The sequence below is a fragment of the Nocardia sp. NBC_01388 genome (assembly GCF_045040085.1).
Lineage (GTDB): Bacteria > Actinomycetota > Actinomycetes > Mycobacteriales > Mycobacteriaceae > Nocardia.
In genome coordinates this window covers 7,215,999-7,232,742 of sequence record NZ_CP109553.1, presented here as the reverse complement: position 1 = coordinate 7,232,742, position 16,744 = coordinate 7,215,999, and the positions used below count along the sequence as shown (strand labels likewise).

Sequence of the window (16,744 nt, the reverse complement as noted above, 5' to 3'; positions counted from 1 at the left end):
GCCGACACCATACTTTCCTCTCCGCGCATCACCGTCCGGCTGTGCGCATTACCACGCTGCGTCACCGCTTCGGGGTGACGCCCATGAGCGTTGCGAGCTGATTCGCGACCGGGTTCAGATTGAGCTTCTCCGGGTCGGTCTTGGGCTTGTCATCCCACGGCTGCGACAGGCTGGGGTCGGCCTGCTCGGCATGCGCCCCGCCGCGCACCGCGGTGTCACTGCCTTGTGGCGCAGTGCATTTCGCGTCGGTGTTGAACGGGAAGTCGTCGCGGGTGTCGTCGAACTTGGGGTTCTGCGCCTTCATCTGATCGATGATGGCCTTGGTGCCCTCGTAGCCGACGGTGCAGGCGGGCGGATTGTTGGTCTCGAGCACCAGGCCGAAGTGGGTGGTGCCGTCGCCGGGCGCCGTCGCCGAGGCGCCGATCGAGAGCAGCGGCAGCATCTGCAGCACCGGGCCGAGCGCGTAGAACTTCGGCGAGACGGTCAGCAGCAGCGTGCGCAGATTGGTGAGGTCCTGGGTGAGCGAGGGACCGCTCTCCTTCAGCAGGCTGGAGAGCTGACTGCCCGCATCGGTGCCGGTGCCGATGAGCCGGCGGATATCCGGATCACTCGACTTGAGCTGTGCGGTCAGCTTGTCCAGGCCGTCGCTGAAGTTCAGGATGGCCGGACCCTGCTCGGCCTGGGTGGCCAGCACACCGCGGGCATCCCGGATCAGGGCGAGGGTCTGCGGCAGCGATTCCACGCCGGTGGCGGTGAACTTGTTGAGCGAGTCCACCAGCACCCGCAGATCATTGCCCTTGCCGTCGAACGCCTTGCCCAGTTCCGTCACGGCGGTGCTGAGCGCCGCCAGGTCGGTGGACTTCGCGAAACCGTCGACGCTGGCGAGCAAATCCTCGACATGGATCGGCAGCGTCGCACCGACGATGACCGAACCGTCCTTCAGATACGGCGAACCATTGCTGGTCGGCTGCAGGTCCACGTACTGCTCGCCGATGGCGGAGCGGTCGGCGACCACGGCCTTGGCGCTCGCGGGCACCTTCGGCTTACCGGAATCCATTTCGAGCGTGACCACCACACCGTCGGGCGTGATGTCGAGATTGCCGACCCGGCCCACCGGCACACCGCGGTAGGACACCTCGGCGCCCTTGGACAGATTGCCGGTCTCCGGCATCTGCAGGGTGACCTTGTAGAGGCCGAAGCCGAGCAGATTGTTCAGTCGCACGTACTTGGCGCCGACGAAGCTGACGCCGAGCACCGCGATGATCACGAACAGAATCAGCTGGTTGCGCACCAGACGGCTCATCGCGGACCACCCACTCCCAGCTGTTGCAGGATCGATCCCAGCGGATCGGTCGGACCGGGCTGGTCGGTGGGACGCGCCACGGTGGGCGGCAGCGGCAGCAGCGAGATGGTGGGCCACCCGCCGCGCGGGCCGTTGCCGTTGTAGTACGGGTTGGTCGGATCGACGTTCACCTGCCGGCCGTTCGGCGGCAGGTACTGCGGATCCGGTTTGCCCACACCGAGATTCGACAGCAGCGTGCCGACCTGGAGGTCCACGGACAGGAAGGTGTTGACCTGACCGCCGAACGAGGACTTGATGGCCTCATCCGGGAACGGGTAGGTCGGAATGAGCGGGAACGCGGTCACCAGATCATCGGCGGACGCACCGAGCGCCTGCAGCGTGGGCCGCAGCGAGCTGAGGTCCTGGATCAGGTTGTCCTTGGAATGATCGAGCACGTCGATTCCGGCCTGGCCCACCCGATCCAGCTGGCTGAGCAGCTGAATCAGTTGCGGCCGTTGCTCGTTCAGAATCTTGATGCCCTGCGGCAGCTCGTCGAGCACCTTGCCGATCTGCTCGGTCTGGGCGCCGACCCGGGTGCTGAGGGTGTCGAGCTTGTCCAGCGCGCGGGTGATGTCGCCGACCTGGTCATTGAGACCGCTGATCAGCGTATTCGCCTGCTCGAGCAGATCGCGGACCTTGTTGTCGCGGCCGTCGAGCGCCTTGTTGAGCTCCGAGACGATGGGCTGCAGCTGCGCGACGCCACCACCGTTGAGCAGCAGCGACAGTGCGCCGAGCACCTGTTCGACCTCGGTGGCCGTGCGGGTGTTCTCGACCTTGATGGTCGAGCCGTCCTTCAACCGATCGGGCTCCGGATCGTTTGCGGGCGAGGACAATTCGATGAACTTCTCACCGAGCAGATTGGTCTGCTTGACCTCGGCCCGAGCATTGGCGGGCAGATTCACGGAGGAATTCACCACCACCTTGATGCTGGCGGTCCAGCCGTCCGGCGCGAGTTCGATCTTGTCCACCCGGCCCACGGCCACACCGTCGACCTTGACGCTCGACTGCGGAACCAGATCCAGCACATCGGAAAAGCGGATATCCAGATGCATGGGGTGATCGCCGACATTGGCGCCGCCGGGCAGCGGCACGCCGTACACACCGGTACCGCAACCGCTCACCAGCAGCGTCACCGCGCCGATGCTCATGGCCAGCACACCGATTCGAGTGGCTTTCATCGCTGTCCACCTCCCTGCGACGGCGGCTGCTGATCGGACTGGTTGCCGGGGACGGTGCCGGGAGCGACATTGCGCTGCTCGTTGTCACCGCTGAGAATGCCGAACGGCAGGACCAGCGACGGCGTCTTGACGCCCGCCGCGAGCTGACTGGTGATGATGCCGCAATTGTCGAGAATCGGCTTGAGCTGCTGCGAGATGGCGTCGAACTTCGGATCGCCCGGCCGCAGCTTGCCCAGATCCAGCAGCTCGCAGATGGTCCCGAACGGGTTCTGCAGATCGGTGAAGTTGGGCCGCATATCGAGGGTGCCGGTCTCACCGTTGTGCACATTGATGAGGTTGCTCAGCGCGGTCGGGATGAGCGGCAGCGCCTTGGCCAGATCGTCGCGCTGATCGGCGAGGGTCTTGGTCAGCGAGGTCAGCGCATCCGCGTTGTTCTGCACCAGTTCTCGATTGTTGTCGATGAACCGGGCCACATCACCGAGCGCGATCGACAGCAGATTCAGCGCGTCACCGAGGTCGCGGCGTTCGTCGGACAGGAATCCGGCCAGCGAGGACAGCTGGGTGTTGAACGTGCGGACCTGCGCGTCGTTATCGGCCAGCATATGCACGAACTGCTGCAGGTTCTTCACCGTGTCGAAGATGTCCGTGCGCGAATCCGACAGTGTGGCAGCGGCTTTGGACAGCTGCGTGAAACTGTTGGCGAGCGCGTCACCATTGCCCGCGAGGTTCTGCGAGGCGGAGCGCGCCAGATCGTTGACCGCGCCGTCTTTATTGGCGCCGTTGGGGCCCAACGCATCCGAGAGTTCGGTGATGCTCTTGTAGAGCCGGTCCACCTCCACCGGGGTGGCGGTGCGGTCCTTCGGGATGGTGGCATTGCGCCCCATCTTCGGACCGCTCTTGTAGGCGGGCGCGAGCTGGATGTACCGGTCCGAGACGACCGACGGAGTGATCTGCGCGGCCTTGGCGTCGGCGGGGACGTCGTACTTGCGGTCCACCGACATGACGACCTTGACCTGCTCGCCCTCCGGCGTCACCGAATCGACCGAGCCCACCGGCACCCCGAGGATGCGGACGTCCGATCCGGAGTAGATGCCCACGGACTTGTCGAAGTAGGCGGTGATGGTGGTGGTGTTGAGCCTGTCGAATCCCCACCAGGCCACACCGGCCAGCACGACCGCCACGACGGCGACTCCGGCGATGACCTTGCTCTTCGTACTGGTCGCAGCCAGAGCGTTCAGCGGATTCTTCGCCATTGCTAGCCTCCCATCTTTCGGATCGGCGGACGGTCGCCCGGAATATCGGGCAGGGCGGGCGGAATGAGGTTGGTGATGACCGCGTCGAACCAGCGGCCGGTACCGAGCACATTCGCGTACAAGCCGTAGAACGGCGCCGCCAGAGTGAGCGTCTTGGAGATGTTCGCCTGGTTGGCATTCAGCATGTCGATGGTCTTTTTGAGGTTCGTCAGCGCGGGGCCGATCTGCTCCTCGTTGTCGTGCACCAGCGCGGTCAGTTCGGCCGCAACGGATTTCGCACCGGTCAGCAATTGCGCGATGGACTGCTGACGGATATTCAACTCGGCGAGCAACTGCCCGCCATTGCCGATCAGCCGCTCGAATTCGGCATTGCGATCGGCCAGCACCTGGGAGGTCTTCTTGGTGGCGCCGAACAGCTTCTTCAGCTGATCGTCACGTTTGGCCAGCGACTCCGACAGGCGTGCGACGCCGTCGATGGAACCGCGAATATCAGCCGGTGTTTCCGAGAACGCATCCGACAGCACCCGGAAACTCTGGGCCAGCTGTGCGGTATCGGTGTTCTCGATATCGGAGGCGGCATCGCTGAAAGCGTCCACCACGTCATACGGAGACACCGTGCGCGCCAAGGGAATCGTCTTGCCCGGATCGGCGGCGCTGGTGCCCTTGGGATCGAGTGCCAGGTACTTCTGCCCGAGCAGCGTCTTGATCTGGATGGATGCGGTGGTCTCGTCACCGATCCAGGCATCCTGGGTGCGGAATTCCACCAGCACCTTGTCGCCCTCCAGGCCGACATCCTGCACCTGGCCGACCTTCACACCGGCGATACGCACCTCATCGCCCTTGCGCAGGCCCGCGGCCTCGGAGAATTCGGCGCTGTATTTGGTGCCGGCGGCCAGAATCGGCAGTTTGTCGAGGCCGAATGCGGCCACCGTCACCAAAAGCACCAGGAGCAGGCCCAATCCGCCCATGAACGCCGGACTGCGTTTACCGAGTACTACCCGATCGTCCATCAGCGGCCTCCCTTCCCATGGCAGCGCGGAGCCGGATTCGTATAGATCGGCTGATTGACGGTCGGCAGGTTCGTTATCGCCGGGGGCAGATTCAGCTGCGGCGCATCGGCCGTGCCGGGACCCGCGACGATATCGATGCCGCACAGGTAGAACTGGAACCAGGAGCCGTAGCTGGCGGCCCGGCCGAGCTTGTCCATCTTGATGGGCAGATTGGCCAGACCCTCGTTGACCTCGTCGGACCGGCTGTTCAGCGTACCGGTCAACTGGTTCAGGCCCGCGATGGCGCCCTGCAGATTCGGCCGCACCGGCACCAGCAGGTCCGAGGTGGCCTCCGCCAGATTGCCGAGCGAGGTGATGGCCGAGCCGATGGTGCCGCGATCGGCATTGAGCCCGGTGACCAGCGCCTCGGTATTGACGATCAGCGCGTCCAACTGGCCGTCGTGCTGATTGACGGCGTCCAGCACGGCATTCAGGTTCTTGACCACCGCGCCGATCACCGCATCCTTGTCGGCGATCTTGTTGGTGAGCGAGGCGGTGGTGGAGACCAGATCCCTGATCGTCCCCTTCTCGCCCTGGAAGACCTGAATGATGTTGTAGGACAGCTTGTTCACATCATCGGCGGTGAGCGTCTGGAACAGCGGCCGGAAACCGTTGAACAGCTCGGTCAGATTCAGGGCCGGCTTGGTGCGCTCCAGCGGGATGGTGGCGCCCTTGTTGATCTTGCGCCCCTGCTCGCCGGCGCCCTGCTCCAGCGCGATGTAGCGCTGGCCCACCAGGTTCCGGTACTTGATGGCCGCGGTGGTCGAGGCCGGCAGCGAGGAACGATCGGTCAGCTCGAACTCCACGTTCGCCAGCCGCTTGTCCACGATCGTCACCTTGGTGACCTTGCCGACGCGCACACCGGCGATCCGCACCTCGTCTCCCTTGTTCAGGGAGGTCACATCGGTGAAGCGGGCATTGAACTTGGTGCCGCCACCGCTGTAGTTGGCGATGGTCAGCGCCAGGATGCCGGTGGCCAGCACCGTCACCACGATGAAGACCACCAGTTTGGTCAGCGTGCCGCCGAGGCCGCGCAGGGTATCCCTCATCGGATCGTCACCTCACTGCCGCGCAGGGCCGGGGCCGCGATGCGGGAAATCCAGCCGGGCACCTGGTCCGGCGAAACACCCTGGGCCGCACCGTAGATCGTGTTCAGCGTCTGCTGCTCCTGCGGAGATCCGGCGGTGGTCGGCTGCTGCGGGCCGAACACCCTGTACTGCGCCGCGGGCACGATTCCGACGGCCTGGTCACCGGGGGTGCGACTGGGCGGCTGGTAGGAGCCGTCGTTCGCGGAACCGTCCGTGTACTGGCCCGGGTCGGTACCCAGCGGGTACTCCGGAATGCACACCGCGCCACGGGGATCGAACCAGCGCGGCTCGTCCTGATTGGGGACGTAGCGGCCGCGATCGTTGACGATCTCGATCGTCACGCGGGAACCCGGCAGGTCGGTGCCCTTACCGAAGATGTCGTCGATGCGCGGCTTCATCTGCGCGAAGTTCCGCAGTGCGCAGGTGTAACCGGGCGAGAACCTCGCGAGTGCCTCGAGTGCGGGCCGCGAATCGGCGGCCACATCGATGATGTTGTCGCGGTTGGCCACCAGGAAGTCGGCCAGCGCCGACGAGCTCGGGGTCAGCGTCGCGAGCATGGTGTCGATCTGCGAACGCTTCTGCACGATGGTCGTATTCGTGGTGCGCAGATTGTCCAGCGCGTCCACCAGCTGCGGAGCCGCGTCGGAGTACACGGTGGCCACATCGGCGAAGCTCTTCAGATCCTGCTGCAGCGTGGGCAGTTCGGTATTGACCTGGGTGAAGATGTCATCGAGACGATCGATGGTCTTGCCCAGCTCCTCGCCCTGCCCCTGCAGCGCCTGCGAGACCGCGCCCAGCGTGGACGAGAGGTACTGCGGCGGAACGGCCTGCAGCAGCGGCAGCAGATGATCCAGCAGCTGGCTCACCTCGATGGCATGGCCACTGGTGTCCTGATGCAGTGTCATGCCGGCCTTCAGGTGCTGGCTGTCGGGCTGCTCCGGCCACACCAGATCGACATAGCGCTCACCGAAGAGTGTCTTCGGGAGCAGCCGTGCGGTCACATTGGCCGGAATCCTGTCGGCCTTCGCCGGATCGATGGCCAGGTCCAATGTGACCTGATGCCCGTCGTACGAGCTGGAGCGCACCTCGCCCACCATGACACCGCGGACCTTGACATCCGCATTGCGGGTCAAGGCATTTCCGACGGTATCGGTCAGCAGATTCACCCGGACGGATTCGACGAACTGCTTGTTGTAGATCGCGATGGTGGTCCACAGGAACAACGCCACCACCACGAAGAACAGCACGCCGAGGGTGCGGGAGCGGATCTTCTCGGTCGAACGCCAGAACTCCACCCGCTGCGGATTGCTCATGCTGTCACCCTCCGGGATGAACGGGGGCCTTGCGTGGTCACGCAAGCTGCCGCCTCCAGGCCCTGACCGCTCATCCCGCCACCCGCACCGTCGTGGTCGTGCCCCAAATGGCAAGGCTGAGGAAGAAATCGAGCACATTGATCAGCACGATCGCGGCACGCACCGCACGACCCACGGCCACACCGACTCCGGCGGGACCGCCGGTGGCATTGAAGCCGTAGTAGCAGTGCACCAGGATGATGACGAACGCGAAGACGAGCACCTTCAGGAACGAATAGATGACGTCTTCGGGTGGCAGGAACAGGCTGAAGTAGTGGTCATACGATCCACTCGATTGCCCGTTGAAGTAGATGCTGATCAACCGCGAGGCGACGTACGTGCCGAGCAGGCCGACGATGTACAGCGGGATCACCGCCACGAAGCCCGCGATCACGCGCGTGGTGACCAGGAACGGCACACCCGGCACCGCCATCACCTCGAGCGCGTCGATCTCCTCGGAGATGCGCATGGCGCCCAGCTGCGCGGTGAAACCACAACCGACCGTTGCCGAAAGTGCCAGCGCCGCAACCAGGGGCGCGAGTTCACGCGTATTGATGTAGCCGGTCAGGAAGCCGGTCAGCACACCGCTGCCCAGCGAATCGAGAGCCTTGAAGCCCTGCAGGCCGACGACCACACCCACCGAGGCGGACATGAAGACGATGACGCCGATGGTGCCGCCGATGACCGCCAGCGCACCCGAACCGAAGGTCACCTCGGCCAGCAGCCGCATGACCTCCTTGCGGTAGTGCACAACGGTTCTCGGAATCCACGCGATCGCTCTCGCGTAGAAGGACATCTGATCGCCGGCCCGGTCGACCAGGTTCACCGGCGCTTTGAGCGCACCGGTCACCCGGCGCGCCGACCGGGAGAAAACGGTGGAGCGCGTGGAAACGACCATGGATCACGCGCCCTTGGCCGGGACGACCTGAAGATAAATCAGGGTCAGCACCAGGTTCAGGAAGAACAAGACCAGGAACGTGATCACCACGGATTGGTTCACCGCGTCACCTACTCCTTTCGGGCCGCCCTTGGGATGCAAACCCTTGTACGCGGCGATAACACCCGCGACAAGTCCGAAGATCAGGGCTTTGATCTCACCGATCCAGAGGTCCGGGAGCTGTGCGAGCGCGGAGAACGAAGCCAGATAGGCGCCGGGAGTACCGCCCTGCAGGGCCACATTGAAGAAGTAACCGCCGCAGATGCCGACCACCGCGACCAAGCCGTTCATGAGCAGCGCGACCAGCATCATGCCCAGCACCCGCGGAACCACAAGGCGCTGAATGGGATCGATGCCGAGGACCTCCATGGCGTCGATCTCCTCGCGAATGGTCCGCGAGCCGAGATCGGCGGCCACGGCCGAACCGGCGGCGCCCGCGATGATCAGGGCGGTCACCACCGGGGCGGCCTGCTGCACCGTGGCGAGCACGCTGGTGGCGCCGGTGAAGGACTCCGCGCCGAGCTGCTTGATGAGTGAGCCGGTCTGCAGTGCGACTACAGCGCCGAAGGGAATCGCGACCAGTGCGGCCGGGAGAATCGAGACAGACGCGATGAACCACGACTGCTCGATGAACTCCCGCCACTGGAACGGCCGGCGGAACGTCTTACGCATGACGTCCAGAAGAAGCGCAAAAATGTTGCCGGCCTGCGCAAGACCCGACTCGACCGGGGTGCGCAGCCGTGTCAGGGTTTGATTCACGGGCGGTATGTTACCCGTTAGTCAGGTTGTGTCGAACCGTGGTGTCATACCCGCCCGTGTAAGCGGGCATTACCTGTGTGTCGGAATCACCGTCCTGCTCCAGCGAATCCCGAATCGCCTCCTGCGCGGCGGGCGGCAGGGTGTGCAGAATCTGGCGCACGCGCTCACGACGACGGCCCACGGCCTGACGCACCGGCATACCCGGGGTGGCACGCATCTGCGGGATGATGCCCTCGACTTCCTCGGCACCGCCCTGATTGTGACCGGCGTCGAACATGGCCTGCTCGCGGGCCATCTGCGACTCGTCCTTCTCCTCGGACATGCCGATCGGGCCGATCATGCGACCGTTGAGGAACTGCTTCACCACCGGCTCGTCCGAGGTGAGCAGCACCTCGCGCGGGCCGAACATGACCAGCTGCCGGCGGAACAGCATGCCGATATTGTCCGGCACCAGACGCGCCAGGTTGATGTTGTGCGTGACGATCAGAATCGTCGCGTCGATCTGCGCATTGATATCGATGAGCAGCTGCGACAGGTAGGTGGTACGCACCGGGTCCAGACCGGAGTCCGGCTCGTCGACCAGGATGATCTGCGGGTCCAGCACCAGCGCGCGCGCCAGGCCGGCGCGCTTGCGCATACCGCCCGAGATCTCGCCCGGCAGTTTGCCTTCCGCGCCGAGCAGACCCGTCAGCTCGAGCTTCTCCATGACAACTTTTTTGATGTCGGATTCGCTCTTCTTGGTGTGCTCACGCAGCGGGAAAGCCACATTGTCATACAGATTCATCGAGCCGAAGAGCGCGCCGTCCTGGAAGAGGACACCGAACAGCTTCCGGATCTCGTACAGCTCCTTGTTGGAGCAGGTGGTGATATCGGTGCCATCGATGTAGATGGAGCCGCGCTCGGGGCGCAGCAAACCGATCAAAGACTTCAGAAAGACGGACTTACCGGTACCCGAGGGGCCGAGCAACGCGCTGACTTCCCCCGTCGGCAGCGTCAACGAGACGTCCTGCCAAATACGTTGCGAACCGAATGACTTCGTGATGCCTTCGGTCCTGACCTCGACGCCCACGCCAACCTCCACAATTCTCAGAACGAGCGCCCTACTGCGGCGACTCACGAATATACGTGCGCGGTGTGGCGCATCACAGTAGGTCCGGTCACTGTATCGCATACCGACCGTCTCGGACACAGGTCCTGACTCGCCAGTAGAAACAATAACGAGTCAATCACAAGTAACGACATGCAAAAGAGCGGCCCCCACAGGGGACCGCTCTTTTGTCAGTGCAACGCCCGCCGGACCGCTGAAGTGTCGCGGCCCTGGACCCTTTTCAGGGGTGGCCCCGTCCCCCTTGTTCGGGGGGTGCGGGGGAAACCCCCCGACTCACCTCGTAGTGGTCCTACGGGATCCCGGCAAGTATTACTTGACGGAGATCTTGGCGCCGGCCTCTTCGAGCTTGGCCTTGGCAGCCTCGGCCGCATCCTTGTTGACCTTCTCCAGGATCGCCTTCGGGGCGCTCTCGACGAGGTCCTTGGCTTCCTTCAGGCCCAGGCCGGAGACGATCTCGCGAACGACCTTGATGACCTGGATCTTCTTGTCGCCGGCCGACTCGATGATGACATCGAACTCGTCCTGCTCTTCGGCGGCCTCGACCGGGGCAGCGCCCGCGGCGGCGACGGCGACCGGAGCGGCAGCGGTGACCTCGAACTTGTCCTCGAACGCCTTCACGAACTCGGAGAGCTCGAGCAGGGTCATGCCACTGAAGGTTTCGAGCAGCTCTTCGACGTTAGCCATGGTGGTTCCTTTCGATGGTTTTCATCGCCGCGCGAGCGGCGACGAATAGCTTTGGGGTAGTGACTTATTCAGCGTCGGCCGCGGGAGCGTCGGCAACGGGAGCGGCAGCGCCACCCTCGTTGGCCTTCTTCTCCTCGAGGGCCGCGAACAGCCGAGCGACCTGGTTGCCGGGCGCAGCGAACAGCGCCGCGGCCTTCGACAGGTTGCCCTTCATGGCGCCGGCCAGCTTGGCCAGCAGGACCTCGCGGGACTCCAGGTCGGCGATCCGCTCAACTTCGGCCACGGACAGCGCAACGCCGTCCATGTAGCCGCCCTTGATGATCAGCGCCTTGTTGTCCTTGGCGAAAGCCTTGAGCGCCTTCGCGGCGTCGACCGGCTCACCCTTGATGAAGGTGATGGCGGTCGGACCGACGAACAAGTCATCCAGGCCTTCGACGCCCGCTTCAGCAGCGGCACGCTTGACCAGGGTGTTCTTGGCGACGGAGTAAGTGGTGCCCGCGCCGAGCGCACGACGCAGCTCGGTGATCTTGCTGACCGACAGGCCACGGTATTCCGTGACAACAGTGGCCGTCGAGGTCTTGAACTGCTCCGTGATCTCCGCTACCGCGGTGACCTTCTCGGGGTTTGCCATACTTCGCCTCCTCTCTGGATGGTCGGTTCATATATGAACTACCGATTTGCGCCAGGGGCCAGCGAAAAAGCAAACGCCCCGCGGACGCAGAGGTCCCGGGGCGCAAAAGAAACACAGCGCGAGCGAACTCGCAGTGGTTTCCCAACCTCGGCTCTCCCTGCGTGGGCCGCCAGCAATAACGCTGGACCTTCGACTGCCCGAGGGCAGCAACCAACGGTCTTCGGTAGAACGATTTGGGGTGATCACCGAACAAGTCGGCGACCGTGGACCAGCATAGCCGAAGTGCATCTGTCCACCAAAACGGGGGTGAACGACCGGAGACTGCCACCCCGCACCCCCCGGCAACAAGACTATGGAACCTAGGGATTTCAAACCAAGGGGTTCCTCGCTACGGTTCGACCAACTCAGCCCCGGGAGGAACCACCATGCACCGAGCCGTAGCCAAAACCCTTGCCACAGTATCGATTTCCGCAGGGGCCCTGGGCGTGATGCTCGCACCCGCCGACGCTTCTCCGGCCCCCGCCCGGCCCGTCGCCGCCCAGCCGATCGCCGACTCCGGCTCCGGCGGCACCGGTTCACTGGCGTCGCTTCCGGCCTCGCTGCTGTGGGACGTCTTCTGCAACGGCTCCGTCGTCGGCGGCGGCGCGAGCCCGTTCTGCGTACTCGTGAACTCGATCACCACCGGCAGCGCCAAATAGCGCCCTCCGCTCGAAAAGCAAAGGGCCGGTACAGGTTTCCCTGTACCGGCCCTTGGTATTTCGCAAGGATCGGGGTAACTCCCGGGGTACCCCCAGGATTGTTCCCTCACCTAACAGCTACCACGCGTGCACGAGTCCCCACGGCTCTCAGCCGTGCGCTGAAGGTGCGGGGAGGCGGGCTAGCTCAGTCTTCTTCGGCGAAGTTGCGGGTGCGGTTCGGGTCCACCGGGATGCCCGGTCCGGTGTTCGTCGAGAACGTCACCTTCTTGAGGTAGCGGCCCTTCGCAGTGGAGGGCTTGACGCGCAGGATCTCATCGAGTGCGGCGCCGTAGTTCTCCGCCAGCTTCTTGTCGTCGAAGGACGCCTTGCCGATGACGAAGTGCAGGTTGGCCTGCTTGTCGACGCGGAAGTTGATCTTGCCGCCCTTGATCTCGTTGACAGCCTTCGCCACATCGGGGGTGACGGTGCCGGTCTTCGGGTTCGGCATCAGGCCACGCGGGCCCAGCACGCGAGCGATACGACCGACCTTGGCCATCTGATCCGGGGTGGCGATGGCGGCGTCGAAGTCCAGCCAGCCGCCCTGGATGCGCTCGATCAGGTCCTCGGCGCCCACGGCGTCCGCACCGGCGGCCTCGGCCTCGGCGGCCTTGTCGCCGACGGCGAACACGATGACGCGGGCGGTCTTACCGGTGCCGTGCGGCAGGTTGACCGTGCCACGGACCATCTGATCGGCCTTACGGGGATCAACGCCGAGACGGACGGCGACCTCGACGGTCGCGTCGGTCTTGGTGGTGGCGGTGTCCTTCGCGAGCCGCACGGCGGCCAGCGGGAGGTACAGCGCGTCGCGGTCGACCTTGGCGGCCGCCTCGAGATAAGCCTTGCTTCGTTTTGCCATGTTGTTCTGTCCTTGTCCTGGTTCAGACGTGGTTTCCGGGCCTGGCCGGCCCTCCCACGGAATTGCAGCCTCGAGGGCTACTACGCGACGGTGATACCCATCGAGCGAGCGGTGCCGGCGATGATCTTCGCGGCCTGCTCGATATCGTTGGCGTTCAGATCCTCGGCCTTGGTCTTCGCGATCTCACGGACCTGGTCCATGGTGACCGTCGCGACCTTCAGGCGATGCGGCTCAGCGGAACCCTTCGGCACACCGGCGGCCTTGAGCAGCAGCTGCGAAGCAGGCGGCGTCTTCAGCTTGAAATCGAAAGAACGGTCCTCGTAGACCGTGATCTCGACCGGGATGATATTGCCGCGCTGCGACTCGGTCGCCGCGTTGTAGGCCTTGCAGAATTCCATGATGTTGACGCCGTGCTGACCCAGCGCGGGGCCGACGGGCGGAGCCGGATTAGCGGCACCGGCCTTGATCTGGAGCTTGATAAGCCCAGAGACCTTCTTCTTCTTCGGGGGCATCTTTCATTCCTTGGTTTAGGTTTCTTACGTAATCCGTAAGCCTGCTCCGGGATTGCGCCCGGGCATACCTGACCGTGGAAAAACAGCCAGACCCGAGGCGCAACCCGGAAAGTCTAGTCGCAGGTCGATCGGGGGCCCAAAGCGCCCCCGAATCAGCTAGATCTTGGCGACCTGAGTGAACGCCAGCTCGACCGGAGTCTCGCGGCCGAAGATGGAGACCAGCACCTTGAGCTTCTGCTGCTCGGCATTGATCTCGGAAATGCTGGCCGGGAGGGTGGCGAACGGGCCGTCCATGACGGTGACCGACTCGCCGACCTCGAAGTCGACATCGATGGTCGGCTTGGCGATCGTGGTCTCGCCCGAGGCATCGCCGCCGGCGGCAGCGGTGGCCGCGGCCTTCTTCTGCTGCGCGGCCGGGACCAGGAACTTCACCACATCGTCGATGGACAGCGGCGAGGGCCGCGAGGTGGCGCCGACAAAACCGGTCACACCGGGGGTGTTGCGCACCGCGCCCCACGACTCGTCGTTCAGCTCCATGCGGACCAGGATGTAACCCGGCAGCACCTTGCGATTGACGTTCTTGCGCTGGCCGTTCTTGATCTCGGTGACCTCTTCGGTCGGAACCTCGACCTGGAAGATGTACTCCTCGAGACCGAGGTTCTGCACACGGGTCTCGAGATTGGTCTTCACCTTGTTCTCGTAACCGGCGTAGGAGTGGATCACGTACCAGTCACCGGGGGCGCGACGCAGCGCGGCCTTCATCTCGGCGACGGGATCGGCGGGCTCGGCGTCGATGGGAGCGGTGAGCTCCTCCTCGGACAGCTCCACCTCGGCAGGCTCAGTGGATTCCGCCGCGTCGGCGGAGTCGCCGGATTCCTCGACGTCGATGCCGGTCTCCTCGACCACCACGTCGTCGATCTGGAATTCGTCGGTTGTGCCGTTCTCCGGGGTGCTCACTGGGGCACTCGCTTCCTTGTCGTCACGTAATCCTCTGCGCGCCGGGATAAATCACCCGGCGGATGGTCCCGCTCCCCGCCTCAGCTGGCGAGGCGGTTACCGGCGCCGACGGTCTGACACGGCTGCGGGTTCAGCTAGCCGAACAGCCAGTTGACGCCCTTGATGAAGCCCAGATCCAACCCGCTGATGAAGGCGATCATGAAGATCACGAACACCAGAACGACGCTCGTATAGGTGACCATCTGCTTGCGGTTGGGCCAGATGACCTTACGAAGTTCCGCGATTACTTCTTTGAGGAACTTCATCAGGCGCTTGAACGGATTACCCGCACCGCCACCGGCCTTGCCGGACTTCTTCTTGTCTGCCTTGACCTGCGATGTAGGCCGATCGATCGTTGCGACATTCGTCGCGGACGATGACGCGGCGCGTGATCGCCGGGCGGAACGCTTACCGCTCGGACGAGCCACTGCGGCGGTGTCATCGCCATCTTCGTGGCGAGTATCCCGCTCGTCGCTCACGTCGATCCTCTCTCGTCGCTAGGCATTCAAACTGTTTCGCGCGAACTGAAAATCAGTCGTTACGAATGCAGGGGCGACAGGAATCGAACCTGCAACCTGCCGCTTTGGAGACGGCTGCTCTGCCAATTGAGCTACGCCCCTTCGGTAGGACGGCGATCACTCGCTTGTCCCACCACAGTACTTGTTCAGTTGTACTACCGGGGCTTGACATACATACGCGCCGCTCCTCGGAGCAGCGCGTATCGGCTGGTGACCCCAGAGAACCGAGTCTACGTCACTTCGCGCAGCTATCGCCAATCGGGGGTCAACGCCAAAGGTCAGGCCAACTGGACCGTTGCGGTCGCGCGGCCGAAGATCTTGCGGCCCTCCGATTTAGCGACAATGGCGACCACGGCGGTGCGAGTTTCCGGGTCCACGGACTTCACCTTGCCGGTGTATTCGATCTCCGCGGGCTTGTCGACGCCCACGTAGACGGGGCTGGTGAAGCGCACGTTGTACTCCTTCACCGCACCCGGGTCGCCGAGCCAGGAGGTGACGAAGCCGCCGCCCAGACCCATGGTCAGCATGCCGTGTGCCACAACGTTTTCCAGGCCGACCATCTTCACGACATCGTCGCTCCAGTGGATCGGGTTGGCATCGCCGGAGACGCCGGCGTAGTTGACCAGATCGCCGCGGGTGAGGCGCACGACACGAGCGGGCAGCACATCGCCGACCGAAACATCCTCGAAGCGAATGGCGTGCTTGCCCGGAACGACCTTGCCGGTCGCGGCCACGGGCACCGGCTGCGGGGTGAGCACGGAGGCCGTCTCCGCCGCGGTGCGCGGGTGGTGGTCCGGGGTCTCCTCCGGGCCGACGCCGTGCATGAGCACATTGCGCACGGTGTCACCGATATTGGGATCGATGTCACCACCGCTGCGGCCGATGAGGGTGGTGTAGGTGGTGAGCACCAGTTCGTCGTTCTGCGCGACCACGTCGTTCTTGGTGACTATGATGTCGCCGCCGAAGGCCTGCCGGAACGAGTGCAGGTAGACGATGCAGGTGAGCTGATCGCCGGCCTTGATGGGCCGGTGGAACTCCAGGATCTGGTCCGTCTGCATGATCTGACTCAGGTCGTAGCCGGTGACGATCTGCTCGAAGAGCTTGCGCTGGGCCAGGATCCCGACCAGGGAGATGAAGCTGAGGGGGGCGACCAGACCGTCGTAGCCGTACTCCTGGGCGACGTCCTCGTCCCAGTGCACCGGGTGGTAGTCCTGCACGGCGCGGGCGTATTCACGCACCTTTTCGCGGCCGACCTCGTAGTAGTCGCCCACCCGGTAGTGGTGGCCGACCATGGTGGCGGCGTGTGCGGCGGGATCGAAAGCCTCGTCCGGCTGGGGCATTTCCGCCTCGATATTGCTGACCAATTCGGCCTCGGTGTTGATAGTCACGGCAGAGAGTCACCTATCTGATCCCGGACCCGGGATCGGTGGAGCGCTGAACCACCGCTATATACACCAAGTGCCGGACCAGGTGCCACTGTCCCCTGGTAGGGAGGACGTAGTGGCCGACCGATCCGGCACTTCTTCCACGCGGTAGAACGCGCGGGGTTAAGTTAGCGAGACTCGCGGTGGGCCCGGTGGGTACCGCAGTTCGGGCAGAACTTCTTGAGCTCGAGACGATCCGGGTCGTTACGCCGGTTCTTCTTGGTGATGTAGTTGCGGTGCTTGCACTGCTCGCAGGCCAAGGTGATCTTGGGCCGGATATCAGTGGACTTCGCGGCCACGATGCGCCTTCTTTCCGGTCA

General features: G+C 64.2%; 18 protein-coding genes and 1 tRNA gene. 1 reads left to right on the top strand and 18 read right to left on the bottom strand.

All coding sequences use genetic code 11. The features are described from left to right. Positions 1 to 61 precede the first annotated feature (61 nt). From OG716_RS34635 to rplJ, 11 genes are all read right to left on the bottom strand, one after another. Positions 62 to 1,303 (bottom strand): MCE family protein, encoded by a 1,242-nt coding sequence (locus OG716_RS34635; protein WP_405134551.1) that lies wholly within the window; start codon positions 1,301 to 1,303, stop codon positions 62 to 64. Beyond that, positions 1,300 to 2,520: an MCE family protein gene (locus tag OG716_RS34630; RefSeq protein WP_405134550.1), complete on the bottom strand. Its 1,221-nt coding sequence runs from the start codon at positions 2,518 to 2,520 to the stop codon at positions 1,300 to 1,302. Before OG716_RS34630 ends, OG716_RS34635 begins: the two co-directional genes overlap by 4 nt. After that, positions 2,517 to 3,773, bottom strand: coding sequence for an MCE family protein (locus OG716_RS34625; protein ID WP_327142385.1), 1,257 nt, complete (start codon positions 3,771 to 3,773; stop codon positions 2,517 to 2,519). Before OG716_RS34625 ends, OG716_RS34630 begins: the two co-directional genes overlap by 4 nt. A 2-nt stretch (positions 3,774 to 3,775) precedes the next feature. Continuing rightward, positions 3,776 to 4,783, bottom strand: coding sequence for an MCE family protein (locus tag OG716_RS34620; protein ID WP_327142386.1), 1,008 nt, complete (start codon positions 4,781 to 4,783; stop codon positions 3,776 to 3,778). Further along, on the bottom strand, positions 4,783 to 5,871 hold the full coding sequence (locus tag OG716_RS34615) for an MlaD family protein (protein ID WP_355129318.1): 1,089 nt from the start codon (positions 5,869 to 5,871) through the stop codon (positions 4,783 to 4,785). The genes OG716_RS34620 and OG716_RS34615 overlap by 1 nt, the downstream gene beginning before the upstream one ends. After that, positions 5,868 to 7,223, bottom strand: a complete 1,356-nt coding sequence (locus OG716_RS34610; RefSeq protein ID WP_405134549.1) for an MCE family protein — start codon at positions 7,221 to 7,223, stop codon at positions 5,868 to 5,870. Before OG716_RS34610 ends, OG716_RS34615 begins: the two co-directional genes overlap by 4 nt. A 70-nt stretch (positions 7,224 to 7,293) precedes the next feature. Continuing rightward, on the bottom strand, positions 7,294 to 8,160 hold the full coding sequence (locus tag OG716_RS34605; RefSeq protein WP_355129314.1) for an ABC transporter permease: 867 nt from the start codon (positions 8,158 to 8,160) through the stop codon (positions 7,294 to 7,296). A 3-nt stretch (positions 8,161 to 8,163) separates the two neighbouring features. Next, positions 8,164 to 8,871, bottom strand: coding sequence for an ABC transporter permease (locus OG716_RS34600; RefSeq protein ID WP_327146750.1), 708 nt, complete (start codon positions 8,869 to 8,871; stop codon positions 8,164 to 8,166). Positions 8,872 to 8,968: 97 nt separating this feature from the next. Then, complete coding sequence (locus OG716_RS34595; protein WP_327142389.1) at positions 8,969 to 10,027, bottom strand: ABC transporter ATP-binding protein; 1,059 nt, start codon at positions 10,025 to 10,027, stop codon at positions 8,969 to 8,971. 348 nt (positions 10,028 to 10,375) lie between these two features. Further along, positions 10,376 to 10,750 carry a 50S ribosomal protein L7/L12 gene (rplL, locus tag OG716_RS34590; RefSeq protein ID WP_297623928.1) on the bottom strand — a complete coding sequence of 125 codons (375 nt, stop codon included), beginning with the start codon at positions 10,748 to 10,750 and terminating at the stop codon, positions 10,376 to 10,378. A gap of 64 nt (positions 10,751 to 10,814) precedes the next feature. Continuing rightward, complete coding sequence (gene rplJ / locus OG716_RS34585) at positions 10,815 to 11,381, bottom strand: 50S ribosomal protein L10 (RefSeq protein ID WP_355129311.1); 567 nt, start codon at positions 11,379 to 11,381, stop codon at positions 10,815 to 10,817. A gap of 425 nt (positions 11,382 to 11,806) precedes the next feature. Between rplJ and OG716_RS34580 the strand changes: the two genes are divergently transcribed. Further along, positions 11,807 to 12,079 carry a hypothetical protein gene (locus OG716_RS34580; RefSeq protein WP_405134548.1) on the top strand — a complete coding sequence of 91 codons (273 nt, stop codon included), beginning with the start codon at positions 11,807 to 11,809 and terminating at the stop codon, positions 12,077 to 12,079. A 184-nt stretch (positions 12,080 to 12,263) separates the two neighbouring features. Here OG716_RS34580 and rplA read toward each other — a convergent pair whose 3' ends face one another. From rplA to rpmG, 7 genes are all read right to left on the bottom strand, one after another. Continuing rightward, entirely contained in the window at positions 12,264 to 12,974 is a 711-nt protein-coding gene (rplA, locus tag OG716_RS34575) for a 50S ribosomal protein L1 (RefSeq protein WP_297623923.1), read from the bottom strand. A gap of 80 nt (positions 12,975 to 13,054) precedes the next feature. Next, the gene (rplK, locus tag OG716_RS34570; RefSeq protein WP_355129307.1) at positions 13,055 to 13,486 is read right to left on the bottom strand and encodes a 50S ribosomal protein L11; all 432 of its coding nucleotides are present in this window, start codon (positions 13,484 to 13,486) and stop codon (positions 13,055 to 13,057) included. A 156-nt stretch (positions 13,487 to 13,642) separates the two neighbouring features. Beyond that, positions 13,643 to 14,443 (bottom strand): transcription termination/antitermination protein NusG, encoded by an 801-nt coding sequence (gene nusG, locus OG716_RS34565; RefSeq protein ID WP_405134547.1) that lies wholly within the window; start codon positions 14,441 to 14,443, stop codon positions 13,643 to 13,645. 134 nt (positions 14,444 to 14,577) lie between these two features. Then, a complete protein-coding gene (gene secE / locus OG716_RS34560) occupies positions 14,578 to 14,961 on the bottom strand; it encodes a preprotein translocase subunit SecE (protein WP_327142392.1) in 384 nt (127 codons plus the stop codon). Between the two features lie 68 nt (positions 14,962 to 15,029). After that, positions 15,030 to 15,102 (bottom strand) — tRNA-Trp (locus tag OG716_RS34555). Positions 15,103 to 15,278: 176 nt separating this feature from the next. Next, on the bottom strand, positions 15,279 to 16,340 hold the full coding sequence (locus OG716_RS34550; RefSeq protein ID WP_405140115.1) for a fused (3R)-hydroxyacyl-ACP dehydratase subunits HadA/HadB: 1,062 nt from the start codon (positions 16,338 to 16,340) through the stop codon (positions 15,279 to 15,281). 212 nt (positions 16,341 to 16,552) lie between these two features. After that, positions 16,553 to 16,723, bottom strand: coding sequence for a 50S ribosomal protein L33 (gene rpmG / locus OG716_RS34545; protein ID WP_029925945.1), 171 nt, complete (start codon positions 16,721 to 16,723; stop codon positions 16,553 to 16,555). Between the last annotated feature and the right edge of the window lie 21 nt (positions 16,724 to 16,744).